General features: G+C 60.6%; 8 protein-coding genes, 1 tRNA gene and 1 other RNA gene. 2 read left to right on the top strand and 8 right to left on the bottom strand.

All coding sequences use genetic code 11. The annotated features are described in order from the left end of the window. Window positions 1-113: 113 nt before the first annotated feature. Window positions 114-983 (bottom strand): nitroreductase family protein, encoded by an 870-nt coding sequence (locus ACTQV4_RS04345; protein ID WP_441569383.1) that lies wholly within the window; start codon window positions 981-983, stop codon window positions 114-116. A 213-nt stretch (window positions 984-1,196) separates the two neighbouring features. On the opposite strand from ACTQV4_RS04345, the gene ACTQV4_RS04340 reads away from it, so the two are divergent. Next, window positions 1,197-3,497 carry an LTA synthase family protein gene (locus ACTQV4_RS04340; protein WP_441569382.1) on the top strand — a complete coding sequence of 767 codons (2,301 nt, stop codon included), beginning with the start codon at window positions 1,197-1,199 and terminating at the stop codon, window positions 3,495-3,497. Window positions 3,498-4,131: 634 nt separating this feature from the next. Here the strand turns inward: ACTQV4_RS04340 and bilS are convergent. The 6 genes from bilS to tadA form a co-directional block, all read right to left on the bottom strand. Then, entirely contained in the window at window positions 4,132-4,683 is a 552-nt protein-coding gene (gene bilS / locus ACTQV4_RS04335; protein WP_441031952.1) for a flavodoxin family protein BilS, read from the bottom strand. A 111-nt stretch (window positions 4,684-4,794) separates the two neighbouring features. After that, window positions 4,795-6,654: an ABC transporter ATP-binding protein gene (locus ACTQV4_RS04330; protein ID WP_441569381.1), complete on the bottom strand. Its 1,860-nt coding sequence runs from the start codon at window positions 6,652-6,654 to the stop codon at window positions 4,795-4,797. Then, window positions 6,655-8,538, bottom strand: a complete 1,884-nt coding sequence (locus tag ACTQV4_RS04325) for an ABC transporter ATP-binding protein (protein ID WP_441569380.1) — start codon at window positions 8,536-8,538, stop codon at window positions 6,655-6,657. Between the two features lie 341 nt (window positions 8,539-8,879). Then, window positions 8,880-8,975, bottom strand: an RNA gene (ffs, locus tag ACTQV4_RS04320) — signal recognition particle sRNA small type. Window positions 8,976-9,178: 203 nt separating this feature from the next. Next, window positions 9,179-10,912 (bottom strand): vWA domain-containing protein, encoded by a 1,734-nt coding sequence (locus ACTQV4_RS04315; protein WP_441569379.1) that lies wholly within the window; start codon window positions 10,910-10,912, stop codon window positions 9,179-9,181. 148 nt (window positions 10,913-11,060) lie between these two features. Next, window positions 11,061-12,842 (bottom strand): tRNA adenosine(34) deaminase TadA, encoded by a 1,782-nt coding sequence (tadA, locus tag ACTQV4_RS04310; RefSeq protein ID WP_441560503.1) that lies wholly within the window; start codon window positions 12,840-12,842, stop codon window positions 11,061-11,063. Between the two features lie 51 nt (window positions 12,843-12,893). Between tadA and ACTQV4_RS04305 the strand changes: the two genes are divergently transcribed. Further along, window positions 12,894-12,983 (top strand) — tRNA-Ser (locus ACTQV4_RS04305). 2 nt (window positions 12,984-12,985) lie between these two features. Here ACTQV4_RS04305 and ACTQV4_RS04300 read toward each other — a convergent pair. Then, the gene (locus ACTQV4_RS04300; RefSeq protein ID WP_441560501.1) at window positions 12,986-13,570 is read right to left on the bottom strand and encodes a TetR/AcrR family transcriptional regulator; all 585 of its coding nucleotides are present in this window, start codon (window positions 13,568-13,570) and stop codon (window positions 12,986-12,988) included. Window positions 13,571-13,781: the final 211 nt, after the last annotated feature.

Below are 13,781 nucleotides of genomic sequence, written 5' to 3'. Positions count from 1 at the left end.
ATCGTCCCATGTTTTAATGCACTGTTTTCCCAGCTAGATAAACATTTATACGGCCTTTAGGCCACCGCGGCGATATGGAATGTGACAAAGGGACTGTCCCTTTGTCACATTCGTCATTTTCCGAGCCAGTTTTTGAACCACCACTCCATGGATCGGCTCATCTCGGCCATAAAGGGGCTCGTGTGCTTGCGGGTGTAGATATCCACGACGCGCTCCCCCACCTCGCGGGCATGCGGACGGAACATCGCGTCCATCTCGGCCACCTGCGCATCCATGGTCGCGGCATCGGCGCGGCGATAGCGCTCCTCGTGCACCAGATTCACCACGGGATGCGCAATCGCCGGGCGCTCCTTGCGGGGCGTGCCGATGATGAGCATCGACAGCGGCATGGTATAGGGCGGCAAGTCCAGCAGCGCAGCAACTTCCTCGGCGTTCTCGACGACATCGCCGATATAGCAGCTCCCCAGCCCCAGGGCCTCGGTGGCGACCACGGCGTTTTGGGCAGCGATCACGGCATCCTGCGCCGCGATGGCAAAGTCGCCTAAACCCGGCGCGCGGCGGGGCGCCTTGCCCGTGCGCTCGACAAACTCGGGCTCAAAGCAACCCACGTGCTCAAACAGATCGATCCACTTGGCATAGTCGACCACAAATATAAGTGCCCAGGGCGCCTTGGCGATCATGGGCTGGTGGTCGCACAGGTCGGCCAGGCGATCGAGCGTTGTCTGCTCGCGGATACTCACGATGGAATACATCATCATGGCGCCTGCCGACGGCGCGCGGCTCGCCGCATGCAGAATCGCCGCCCGCTGCTCGTCGGTCACCGCTACGGGACGATCGTTGTCATCGCGCGCAAAAGCGCGCGTGGACGAACGGTGCTCCAACGTGTCCAGTACCGCGTTGCCCGTGGTCTCGACCGGATAGCCGCCCGCGCCCATGCCAGCGCCCACGTCGCCCGCACTCGTCATACAAACCTGCTCGTTCATCGCCTCATCCTCGCCATTTCTTTAAGAAGCCTTTACGTTTCCGTGTAATTCCCGTCCATTATCGCGCAGGTCGCCACTACATTGCGTCACACCGCCACACATGCGCGCTAATATGGCTGGTTGTTGTGCGCAGCCACCAATCGCAGCGCATATCTTGATAACAATCGGGTAAACCCCCGCTTTCGTAGTTTTAAGTTTGTGAGGAGTCTCAGCATGTTCGCAGCCGCCATCTCGCTCGTCGGTCTTGCGGCGACCGTCTTTCTTGTCTTGCGCGAGGCCAAAGCCATTCGCGCGCAGTCGGGCACCGTTGCCAAGGGCGCTCTTGCCTGGAGCGTCGCCTTCGGTCTGTTCCAGGTCTTTTTGACCATTTGGGGCGCCATGGGCCTCGTCGCCCAAAACGAGCCGCTCGCCTTTGCAATGCTCGTTCTGACCAACGCCATTCTCACCGGATGCGCCTGGGCCAGCATCGCTCGCGACCACATCGCCCCGCGCGTATTTGCGTTTGCCTCCGCCGATGCCCCCGCGCCCACCGGCAAACTCGCCCGTCTGCGCGGCGCCTTTGTGGGCAAACCGCTCGTCGCCGCCGTGCTGTGCCTGCTGCTCGCCGGCGTCTTTGCGCTGCTGGGCATGGAGGTCTCGTCCAACCACGACTTTACCTGGGTCTACCCCCTGTGCATACTGCTCGAGTGGGCCATCATCACCACGCTCATGGTCGGCCTGTTCTTCCTGTTCCAGCGCCGCGGCGCAGCTCCCGCCGTCCTGACCTTCGCCCTCTTTATCCTGGGCATTGCCGAGTTCTTCGTCATCACGTTTAAATCCATGCCCATCCAGCCGGGCGACCTTTCGGCCATCTCCACCGCCGCCGCGGTCGCCGGCAACGGCTACACCTACTCGATCTCGCTGTTCTGCGTGCTGTCCATGGGCTTTACCGCCATCGCCATGCTGCTATGCGAGTACGCCGGCCTGGTAGCACCGCACCGTCAGAAGGGCGCCGCCAACGCCAAGCGCATGCTGCTCACCAACCTGCTCGTGGCGGTGCTGTGCCTGGGCGGCGTGACCGCGCATGTCACGCTTATCGACTACTACAACACCCTCGGCATCACCGTCTACACCTGGCGCCCGCTCGAGAGCTACTGGCGCGAGGGCTATCTGCCTGCCTTTATTAGTGCGGCACAGTCCATCAAGCCGCCCAAACCCGCCAACTACTCCGCCGACGACGCCAAGGCAACGCTCAAAAAGTATGCCAAGGCCTATGACAAGTCCGATGCCGCCACAAGCGACGCCCGTACCGCCGCCCAAGAGCAGTTCGATAGCGAGAAGCCCACGGTCATCGCCATTATGAACGAGACCTTCTCGGATCTTTCGATCTATCAGGAGATGCACGCCGGCTACGAGGGCCCGCAGTACTTTAAGAACCTGTCCGACTGCCTCAGCCGCGGCAAGCTCTACGTGAGCGCCTACGGCGGCGGCACCGCCAATACCGAGTTTGAGTTTATGACCGGCAACTCCATGGCCAACCTGGGCTCGGGCGTGTACCCCTACACCATCTACAACATGGAAACGACCGGAAACCTGGCAGAGCAGTTCAAGTCGCTCGGATATTCCACGACGGCCATGCACCCCAACCACGCAACCAACTGGAACCGTGAGAACGTCTACAAGGACTTTGGCTTTGACCAGTTCCTGTCTATCAACGACTTCCAGGGAGCCGACACCTTGCGCGGCATGGTGACCGACCAGGCAACCTACGACAAAATCCTTGAGCTGCTCAACCAGAACGCCGACCCGCAGTTCATCTTTGACGTGACCATGCAGAACCACTCGGGCTACGATACGGGCCTGCTGCCGGCAGATAAGCAGATGCACCTGAACATCGACACGACCGATCTGGACGCCAAGACCATCGAGGACGGCACACTCTCCGATGTCGACGAGTACGTCTCGTGCATCGAGCAGTCCGACCAGGCACTGCGCTACTTCCTCAATGCCCTGCGCAATCTCGACCGCAAGGTGGTCGTGGTGTTCTGGGGCGACCATCAGCCGTTCTTCCCGTCCAAGTTCAACGATAAGTGGTTTACCGGCGAGGACGACGCTACGCATCAGGAGCGCCTGTGGCAGACCGACTACATCATCTGGGCCAACTACGACGTTGCCGGCTGCGACCAGACGAGCGAGGTCGACGACCTGTCCACCAACTACCTGTCCACCCAGCTGATGCAGCTGATCGGCGCACCACTGACCGACTACCAGAAAGCGCACATGACGCTGCGCGAGTCGCTGCCCGCCATCAACTCGGTGGGCTACGAGGACGCTAGCCTGCGCTGGGCGCTCTCCTCCAACGTCACCGGCGAAGACGCCGTCGCCGCGGCGGCCACCAAGGCGCGCGAGGATTACGCCAAGATGCAGTACTACGAGATGTTCCGCGACGGCAAGAACGTGTACACCGAGCACCTCCAGACCGAGGCCAACGAGACCGACCCCAACCTGGCGCCGGGTACGACCAAGATCAAGTAGCGGCGCGTCTTACCTGGTTCGTCTGCCCGGCGGCACGGAACGTAAGGTTCCCTGCTCGGACAGTCCTGCTCGGACAGTCCTGCTCGCACGGAGAGCACATTGAGTGCTCTCCGGCTCGTGCGGAACTCGCGATGAACCTTACGTTCTGCGTCGCCGGGCAGACGCCTCGGTGTTGAAGCGCGGCTTGTCATGGGGGCATCTGCTGAACATATAATAAGTTGAAGGCCACGTCATGTGGCCTTTTTTGCATCCGGAAACCGTGTCCCAGAATTCACGTCCGGAGTGGGATGCACTTTCCGCTTGCGGCCCCGTTGGGAAACTGCATCCCACTCCGGGCTCAAATTGTGGGTCATCGTTTCCGCCGAGCCCCTCAACCGGAAACCACATCCCATTCCAATGGCAAATTCCGGGACGCACTTTCCGAAACCCTGCCCATCTGGAAAGCCCGTCCCACGCTCAATACATCCAGCGGATGCAGGAGAGCGTGTCGTCCAGGACGGGCTCGTCATCGGGGTGATGGAAAATGTCACCCCAAACGCTTGCCACGGTTGCACCCGCGAGTGTCAAGAAAAAAGCCTCGAGAATTTCGGGGCTTACGCTTCTGTATTATTTCACACGCACGACGGCGATAGACCTACTCGCCCAGCACGGCCTTCTTGGCGGCTGCCGCCATGTTGTCCAGATCTTCCTTGGTCGGATGGTCCTTCGCGGCAACCCAGTTGTCGAGCAGCAACTTAGCGCGGGCGTTGTCGGGATCTTGCTCGAGCATGGCCTCGTAGCGCCGCTTGACCGCAGGGCCCATCTTGCCCTGGCACATCGCCCAGCCTACAAGCTCGGCATCATTTGCCAAATTGAAGGTCACGCGATCGATAATCTGCTGATAATAGCTCTGGTCGGCGCCAAAACCGCAGGTGCCAAACAAGAAGACGCGCTTGCCGTGCAAGGTGGAGAGCAACGCCGCGACCGAAGGCGTGCACGCGCCCTTGTCACACCAAAAACCGACGAGCACCGTGTCGGCCGCGCAGGCGCCCTGCGCCTCGAGCGCAACCTGATCTGCATCCGCATCGTCGCTCAACGCCGCGGCATGGACAAACTCAACACCCGCAGCCTGCAGAGCGCGCTTGATCGCGCCCGAAACCATCCTGGTATTACCGCTCTTGCTGTTAACCACCAAAGAGCACGTCATAGTCACGTTGCCTCGTTTCCCCCAAAACTAAAGCCACTAATGCAATTTATTAGATGAATATCTTAGTACCAACATGACAGATGTAAACCACCTGCCGCTAATCGGTGGCCCCTACTGGGCAAACTGGCTGCGGTAAAGATCGGCATAGAAGCCGTCTGCCGCCAGCAGCTCGTCGTGTGTGCCGCGCTCGATAATCTCGCCGTCGCGCATCACCAAAATGCAGTCGGCGTTGCGAATGGTGCTCAGGCGGTGCGCCACCACAAAGCTTGTGCGACCGGCCATGAGCTCGTCGAATGCCGCCTGCACCTGCAGCTCGGTGCGAGTATCGATGCTCGAGGTCGCCTCGTCCAGCAGCAAAATCGCCGGGTCGGTGAGCATGACGCGAGCGATGCACAGCAGCTGTTTTTGACCCTGGCTAAACGTGCCGCCGTCCTCGCCAATCACCGTGTTGTAGCCCTGCGGCAGCTGCACGATAAACTTGTGCGCATGCGCGCGCTTGGCAGCTTCGATAACCTGCTCGCGCGTGGCATCGGGACAGCCGTAGGCGATGTTATCTGCCACCGTGCCCTCGAACAGCCACGTATCCTGCAACACCATGCCAAAAGCGCGGCGCAGGCTTGCGCGCGTGTAGTCACGCGAGGAACGGCCATCGACCGCAATGCGGCCGGCATCGATATCATAAAAACGCAGCAGCAAATTGATGAGCGTTGTCTTGCCACAGCCCGTAGGGCCGACCAGGGCAAAGCGCATGCCAGGCTTGGCCTCGATGCAGATATCCTGCAGCAGCTTGCGGTCGGACACGTAGCTAAAGTCCACATGCTCAAAGGCGACCTCGCCCTGCGGTGCGGCAAGCTCTATAGCGTCCGACGCGTCGGGCTCCTGCTCGCGCGCATCGAGCAGCGCAAACATGCGGCGCGCCGAGGCATACGCCGCCTGGATCTGCGTAATGACGTTGGTGACCTCGTTGAACGGCTTGGTGTACTGGTTAGCATAGGACAGAAAGATCTGCACGCCGCCCACCGTAAGCGCCGCCGGCACGCCCGTGATCACGCCCGCGCAGCCGATCACAGCGACCACGGCATAGATGATGTTATTGATAAAGCGCGTGCCGGGGTTGGAGAGCGAACCCATAAACTGCGCGCGCTCGCCCGCGGTGTAGAGCTCGGCATTGAGGGCATCGAAGCTCGCTTGCGCGTTGGAGCCATAGGCAAAGGCGTCGACAAGCTTCTGCTCCCCCACGTACTCCTCGATATGACCACCGAGCTGGCCTTGGATGTGCTGCTGTGCCGTAAAGCTTTTGTTGGAGAGCTTGGCAATAGCACCGGCTGCAAAAATGGAAAGCGGCGTGACGAGCACCACCACGAGCGTCATGGTCAGGTTGATGGAAAGCATAAACGCGAGCGTACCCACGATGGTGATAACGCCGGTGAAAAGCTGGGTAAAGCCCTGCAGCAGGCCATCGCCCACCTGATCGACATCGTTAACCACGCGGCCCATAAGGTCGCCGTGGGCGTGGCTGTCGATAAAGCTGAGCGGCATGCGGCTGAGCTTGTCGCTCGCCTCCACGCGCATGTCGCGCACCGTCTCGTAGGACAGGCGGTTTACGCAGTAGCCCTGCAGCCACTGAAAGGCCGCGGCCCCCACCACGACGAGCGCGAGTCTGGTAACGAGCGGCAGCAGCGCATCGAAGTCCACCTGCCCGGCGGCGACAATCAGGTCGATGCCCTCGCCGACGAGGATGGGCGTGTAGAGCTGCAAGATCACCGAAGCGGCGGCACTCACAAACGACGCTACAAACGAAATGCGGTGCGGACGGACGTAGCCCAGCAGGCGGCGGGTCACCGCACCCACGGGATAGCGCTCGGGATCGCCGGGCTGGCGCGGACCGTCGCCCAGGTCGTTGAGGTTATCGTTGCCGGACACGTTGGCCGTCATCGTGGCGACCGAACCGGAGGAAGTGTAGGGATTCATTTAGCAGCCCTCCCTTGCGCAGACGGATGCGGGGGCGGTCGGGGCGCCTGAGGCGGACGCGGGGCTTGGAGCGGGCGTGGGCGCCGTACTCCCCTGCTGACCCTCGAGCTCCTCGCGGCGAAGCTGCGACTGGCAAATCTCGCGGTAGAGCTGGCAGCTTGCATACAGCTCATCGTGCGTGCCCAAGCCCGCGACCGAGCCGTGGTCGAGTACGCAAATCACGTCGGCATCGCGCACGGTCGAGACGCGCTGGCTCACGATGATGGTCGTCAGCGGCAGCCCGCCCTCGGCGGCACCGCACACGCTTCGTTCACGAATGGCACGGCGAAGCGCTGCGTCGGTCTTAAAGTCGAGCGCCGAGGCGGAGTCATCCATGATCAGGATCTGCGGAGAGCCCACCAGGGCACGTGCGATGGTCAGGCGCTGGCGCTGGCCACCGCTAAAGTTCTTGCCGCCCGCCTCGACCGGGGCATCGAGGCCCTGCGGCTTGTTGCGCACAAACTCGCTGGCCTGAGCCATATCGAGCGCCGTCCACAGCTCCTCGTCGATTGCCGCCTCGTCGCGCCAGGTCAGGTTGCTGCGGATAGTGCCGCTCACCAGCGATGCACGTTGCGGAACGGTCGCAACCACATGGCGCAGCTGGTCGAGCGGCCAGGTGCGCACGTCGGCGCCCATCACGCTCACGCTGCCGGTGCTCGCATCGTACAGGCGTGGGATAAGCGAGACGAGTGTGGACTTTCCGCTACCCGTGCCACCGATAATGCCGAGCGTTTTGCCCAGCGGCAGTTCCAGGGTCACATCGTTGACGGCATTTGCCGCGCCGGCGCCAAACGAAAAGTTCGCATGGTCAAAGCTCAGTGCGGGAACCGGAACAACGCCACCCGCCAGTTCGCTCGGCTTGGGCAGCGCGACCGGCTGATTGCCCTCGTCGGTGATGCTCGGCTCGCAATTGAACACCTCGTTGATGCGCGACGCGCTGGCGCTCGCCTTGGTAAAGACCACGACCAGGTTGGCAACGTACACGATGGAGGTGAGCGTCTGCGTCATGTAGTTGACGAACGCCATAACCTGGCCCTGCGTAAGCTCGCCCACGTTGACCTGGATGCCGCCCACCCACAGGATGGCGCACACGCCTAGGTTCATCACCAAAAACGTGACGGGGTTAAGGATTGATGAGAGCTTGCCCACCGCGATGGCAACATGCGCCTGCTCATCGGCGGCTAGGGCAAAGCGCTCGCGCTCGTGATCCTCGCGCACAAAGGCGCGGACCACACGGGCGCCCGAAAGCCCCTCGCGGCAGACAAGCGCGATGCGGTCGAGCTTTGCCTGCAGCTGCTTGTAGTACGGAATGCAGCGCGCCATGACAAACCAAAACACCAAGCCGATGGCGGGCGTGCAAATCAAAAAGATCACGCCGAGCTTAAGGTCGATGGCAAGGGCCGCGCACATGGAGCCCACCGCCAGGAAGGGCCAGCGGATGAGCATGCGCACGCCCAGCGCCACGGCAAGCTGCACCTGGTTGACGTCGTTGGTGATGCGCGTGATGAGCGACGGCGTGCCAAAGCGGTCGAGTTCGGCATAGCTCAGCTTATTGATGTGCTGGTAGAGTGCGCCGCGGATGTCGGTGCCCATGCCCTGCGAGGTGAGCGCCGCCATCTTTTGGCAGACGAGCGTAAACGAGATGCCGATCACAGCCATGGCGGCGAGCACCATACCGTAGTGGACGACGGCGTTGACATCGCGCGCGCCAATACCCTTATCGATCATCTGGGCAATCACCAGCGGCGTAAGCAGGTCAAAAATCACTTCGATCAACTTACACGCAGGGCCAATCACCATATACCGGCGAAACTTACCACCAAAACGCCTGAGCAGCTCAATCATAGAAGGCGCTCCCTATCATCATCTCTCTTCAATCTGATTCATGATAGTACGGCGAGCCCTGGAGATGCGTAAGCAACTCGTTACAGATGTAAGGGCGACGGTCACTAGCGCCCAAGACATGTAGCAGCCGATGCTTTGGCAACGCCAGCGAGCGCCGCAAGACACGGGATTCAATTCTTCAGATAAATGCGCCCTCTACGGGTGATTTTTGGACGAAGTGGTCCCGGTGCCGGCGGGCTGTTTGGTAGTCGAGCGATCCCGCAGGCAAAGCCGAGGACCAGCGAGACACCAAACAGCCCGCCGGCACCGGGACCGCATCGCGGCACCAAAAAGCGCCCGTGCGCTCGATGGATTCGGATGCCCGACAGAGGCTCCTTATGGCTGCTTCCTTCCGGACCTGACCAGATTCGGAACATGTCGTCATCCGAACCCATCGAGCGCGCTTGGCGCTCGGTATATATTACCCGCTCCCGTCCAGCAGAGCAAGATGCCCCGCGGTCAAAGGGAAAACCACATGAGTGCACGGCAACAAAAAGGCGCGGTCGCAAGTATGCGACCGCGCCTCATCAGTTGCTTCGCAGAGAGCATTCAAGCGTTGCGTAAGCGCTGGGAAGCGAAACATCGTTCGACGTCAACGCCGTTAGTGATTACGGCGCTTGAGGATAATGCCGGCAACGCAAACGGCTGCACCGGCTACGACCAGCCCAATGACAGGCAGAATTGAGAAGGTATCACCCGTCATCGGCATGGTGCCCTTCTCGCTCTTCGTCGTCTTGACGGGCTTCTTATCGTTCGGCTTAGTGGGTTTAACCTCGGGCTCGGGCTTAGGCTCGGGAGCAGCAACCGTGTAGGTAACCGTCGGAACCGGGAACTTATACGCATCACCGCGCATGCCGTTGCCGTCAATAGGCTGCAGGATTGCACTCTCGTTGACGTTAAGGGTATGGGTACCGGGCTCGGTGGGCACATTGACCAGGCGCTCGCTGTACTCGAGCACGACGGGCTTGCTCGGAGATGCAGCCTCGTTCAGCGTAAGCTTGAGCATCTCCTGGTCGCCATTCACGTAGTCCAAGGTGAACCTATAGGAGCCGTCCTCACGCTTGCCGAAGCCATAGGACCCGTCGCCGATCTTTACGGGGGCAAGCTTCTCGCCGTTGGCGGTCAGGCTGATCTTGGCAGGGTCGTTGATGAAGTCAAAATCAGCGCCAATAAAGTCCTCGACCGTCGAGCCGGCGGCAATCTTGTCAACAAGCTTAGCCTTGATATCGGCAAAGTCGGTGTCGAGCTGGCTACTGTTGGAATTCCTGGTGAGGTACTGCAGGAATACCTGGCCATCAAAGTCGGCGGCGTTCTTGTAGTAGACGTTCATGTCGTAGCCAGCGTTGACCATCGATTGGAACGTGTCGTCCGTGCTCCAGAACGCGACGTCAATGTTGCACGGCGCGTTCACATCGACGGGGATGGGGTTCGTGGTGCCGTTATTGCGGGCGTCGTCGGTGTACTCGTAGTCGTACTGAGCCCAGTTCTTGTCAGAGTTCTCGTACTGGTCGCGATAGTACTTAAGATACTCGCCGAGCTTCTCGGGGCTCTTCATGGCCTGCGAGAAAATGAAGTTAGAGCCGTCGGAGAACTTCTTCCAGTCGTTCTTGAGATTGTACTCGCGAGACTGCCACTCCCAGATACCGCCCATTTTGTTCGATCCATAGGGGTATGCAGCGTGGGTCTCTGGATTCGTCTGCTTGGTTGGATCGCCAAACGACCTCGTATACGGTTTGGTATAATCGCCGTTCTTGCAGTAAAGGTAGGTTGCACCGTCACTAATAAGGATCACGTGCTTGTTCTCGGCCTTAACGGCAGTATCCGCGTCGAGGATGCTCTTTGCGGCAAGAAGGCCAGCGTCCATGTTAGTGCCCGAATGCAGGCTGGAGTTCATTGCGTTCAGGATGTCATTATACCCCGTGACGACGTCGGTCAGCGGCTGCTGGATGTTACCGACCCTGTTGAAGAGGACTACGCCCACCTTGATGTCCAGACCATCAGCCTTGGCTTTCTGGCTAATTTGCTCCAAGAATTCTTTGGCTTGTTTGTAAATGTCCGTCTGCGCGGAAGCGCCCGACTTATCGAGCACAAACACAACGTCGGACGGCTCGGCCTCGCGCTTGCCCGGGAACGAAAGCGTAACCTTCGTCTCCAGATTCTCGTCAAGCTCGGTCGCCGTCTTCTGGTTCTGCTCTAACGTGGACGATTGACCGGCGCCCCCCCCCGCGGCATCGTCTGCGAATGACATGGTCGCCGGAGTGGCCATGCCTAACGTCAGCGCCAACACCGCGCCAACCGTAACCGCGCGCTTAAGCGTATTTCCCAATCTGTGCATCCTAGCCCCTTTCATGTAATTTCCGTTTGCGGACAGGCGCATACGACACCAGTGATACAGCAATAGTATAGACCGTAAAATGCCAACGCAATTAACATATATTTACAAATAACGAGCTGGACAGGCAAATCAGATTTGATATTTATATCTATATGCGACCAAGATCGTATGCTCGGGCAGCCTCCTCGCCTGCGCACGCCAAATTGGCTACAGCCTCCTGCATGCCAAGCGCCTCCTCAAGGCTCATGGGCTTGCGGCATATCGGCAGTACTAGGTCGATACCCTGCTCATACACTACATCCAAGTTGTCCGCACGACCGCCCACGACGGCGGCTACCGACTTGCCATATCGCTTCGCACGACGGGCCACGCCCACCGGCGCCTTACCGGCGGCGGATTGCTCGTCCATATTACCCTCGCCCGTTATGACCAGGTCGGCATCGCGAACGCACTCGTCAAACCCAATCAAATCGAGCACCGTCTCCACGCCCGAGCGCAGCTCCGCACCGAGCGCCAGCAGCGCGGCACCCAAGCCGCCGGCGGCACCGGCACCGGGCACACCAAGCACCGAGCCAAATGACCGTGCACCCTCGGGCGCGCGCAGAAGCTTCTGGGCTCGCATCTCGAAAATCGCCGCATCGAGCAGACGACCGTAGCCGACCATCCAGCCGTCGTACCCGCGCAGCGCCTCGACGTCACCCGTCGGCAGACCCTTCTGTCCACCGAACACCGCAAGCGCGCCGCGACGCCCCACGAGTGGGTTCTCGACATCGGAGAGCACCACGACACGCACGCCGCCCAGTACCTCAAGCGCCGACGCCAAATCAACGCTCGCTACCTGCTCAAGGCCCGCAAGACCGGGGGCGACATCGCAGCCCTGATCATCGACCACACGCGCGCCCAGCGCCTGCAGCATACCGGCGCCGCCATCGTTGGTAGCGCTGCCGCCCAAGCCAATATAGATAGTCTTTGCCCCAGCACGGACCGCGCGAAGCATGAGCTCGCCCACGCCATAGGTCGAAGCCGCAAGCGCCGCCGATTCCGTGCAGGGCGAATACCCAATACCCGCCGCCTCGGCCATCTCAACTAAAGCCGACTCGTGCTCGCCGTCCACCAGCATCCGGGCAGACACGCGGTCGCCCAAGGGGCCTGCAACCTCGCAGGTCACAAGCTCGCCGCCGCGCGCGGCGACGGCATCGAGCGTTCCCTCGCCACCATCTGCCAGCGGCAAAGCGCTCAGCTCGGCATCGGGCCACACCTGGCACACGCCTTCGGCAACGGCCGCCTCCGCCTGCGCGCTCGAAACGCTGCCCTTAAAGGAGTCGATCGCCAGCAGCACACGGCGGGGCCGGCGCTGCACAGGACCAAAGTGGAGTGTCTCGTCGGCGAGATCCCCAACACCCGCAAGTGCCTCGGCATGGACGGCATGCGCCTCAAGGCTTAGACCGCAGCCGCACGCGGCGCCACCCACACCGCGCAAACCGGCAAAATAGCTGCTCAGTACCCTGCGACACTCGTCTGCCAGCACGCCGGCGGTCACATTAAACCGATGGTTCAGGCGCGAATCGGCATTGAGGTCATACAGCGAGCCCACCGCGCCCGCCTTGGCATCGGCCGCACCATACACGCAACGCCCCACGCGCGCGTTAACCATAAGCCCCGCGCACATGCAGCAGGGTTCGAGCGTCACGTAGACCGTACAATCGGAAAGGCGCCAACGCCCAAGCGTCTGAGCGGCGGCGCACAGGGCCAAAAACTCGGCATGTGCCGAAGGGTCCTGGTCGAGCTCACGGCGATTATGCGCCCTCGCGACAATCTCGCCCGCACGCACCACCACAGCACCAATCGGCACCTCGCCCACTGTCGCAGCGGCGCGCGCCTCCGCCAGCGCCTCGCGCATGAACTTCTCGTCGATTTCGGTGATCGTCATCGTTCGCCTTCCCTGTTGCAAATTCAAAACGATGCTATCATTACGACTCACGGAGAGATGGCAGAGCGGTTGAATGCGGCGGTCTTGAAAACCGTTGAGCGCGAGAGCGTTCCGGGGGTTCGAATCCCCCTCTCTCCGCCACCTTAGTGATTCACCGGCGTCATGGTGCGCTCAAACAGCGCATCGACCACGTCGGCCATCTCGGGTCGACGCTCAAGATCGTGGCCCGATTCCCACCAATTTGTGAACACTCGAATAATGCCACCGGCGATAAATTCCGATGTCGTCTCGAGCGAAACGGGCGCCAGGGCGTCTTCGGCAAGCGAGCTCATCACGCGCTCACGGATGGAATGCGCGATGCGGTCGCAAATCATGCCGGTCAGCATGCCCGACATGCTGCTCGCCAAAAGGTTATCCATGAGCTTCTCATGCGCCAGTACCATATTCATGGCATCGTCAAAGACCTCATGGCGAAGCGCCTGTACATCCACAAGCGGCTCCGCGTCCACTGCGTCGGTCTGGTTTTGCGGCAAGCCCGTCATAAGCTCATCGATATAGAAGGCAAAGTAATCGTTTTTATCGCGAAAATGCTTATAGAACGTCGTGCGGCGAATCAGGGCCCGGTCGCAAAGCATGGCAACCGTCAAATCCTCAAACCGATGCTCTTCCAAAAGCTCGGTAAAGGCGTCGAACAGGGCACGATAGGTTTTCTTGATGCGAAGGTCCATCCGTATCGCCATCCTCAAGGCGTAGACAGCATTCCGTAATTTGTCGCATATCTTACACCTGTACCACCCGTTCGATATTGGCGCCCCCTCCCTGGTTGAAACAAAACGCTTACCGGAAAGTTCGGCACCGCCAAAGGTTGCGGGTATACTAGATACGTTATACCAACAACGGCCGGCGCAAAACGCCGCTGCCATTCGAAACGGAGACATC

Origin of the sequence: Collinsella sp. LCP19S3_B11 (genome assembly GCF_052121915.1) — a bacterium.
Classification (GTDB): Bacteria; Actinomycetota; Coriobacteriia; order Coriobacteriales; family Coriobacteriaceae; genus Collinsella.
Note: the sequence above shows the minus strand (reverse complement) of the source record. Positions and strands in the feature narration are given on the sequence as shown.

Excerpts from the sequence above, each read along its gene's own strand:
- ACTQV4_RS04345 (WP_441569383.1), bottom strand. The coding sequence starts at position 983 with ATGAACGAGCAGGTTTGTATGACGAGTGCGGGCGACGTGGGCGCTGGC.
- ACTQV4_RS04340 (WP_441569382.1), top strand. The coding sequence starts at position 1,197 with ATGTTCGCAGCCGCCATCTCGCTCGTCGGTCTTGCGGCGACCGTCTTT.
- bilS (WP_441031952.1), bottom strand. The coding sequence starts at position 4,683 with ATGACGTGCTCTTTGGTGGTTAACAGCAAGAGCGGTAATACCAGGATG.
- ACTQV4_RS04330 (WP_441569381.1), bottom strand. The coding sequence starts at position 6,654 with ATGAATCCCTACACTTCCTCCGGTTCGGTCGCCACGATGACGGCCAAC.
- ACTQV4_RS04325 (WP_441569380.1), bottom strand. The coding sequence starts at position 8,538 with ATGATTGAGCTGCTCAGGCGTTTTGGTGGTAAGTTTCGCCGGTATATG.
- ACTQV4_RS04315 (WP_441569379.1), bottom strand. The coding sequence starts at position 10,912 with ATGCACAGATTGGGAAATACGCTTAAGCGCGCGGTTACGGTTGGCGCG.
- tadA (WP_441560503.1), bottom strand. The coding sequence starts at position 12,842 with ATGACGATCACCGAAATCGACGAGAAGTTCATGCGCGAGGCGCTGGCG.
- ACTQV4_RS04300 (WP_441560501.1), bottom strand. The coding sequence starts at position 13,570 with ATGGACCTTCGCATCAAGAAAACCTATCGTGCCCTGTTCGACGCCTTT.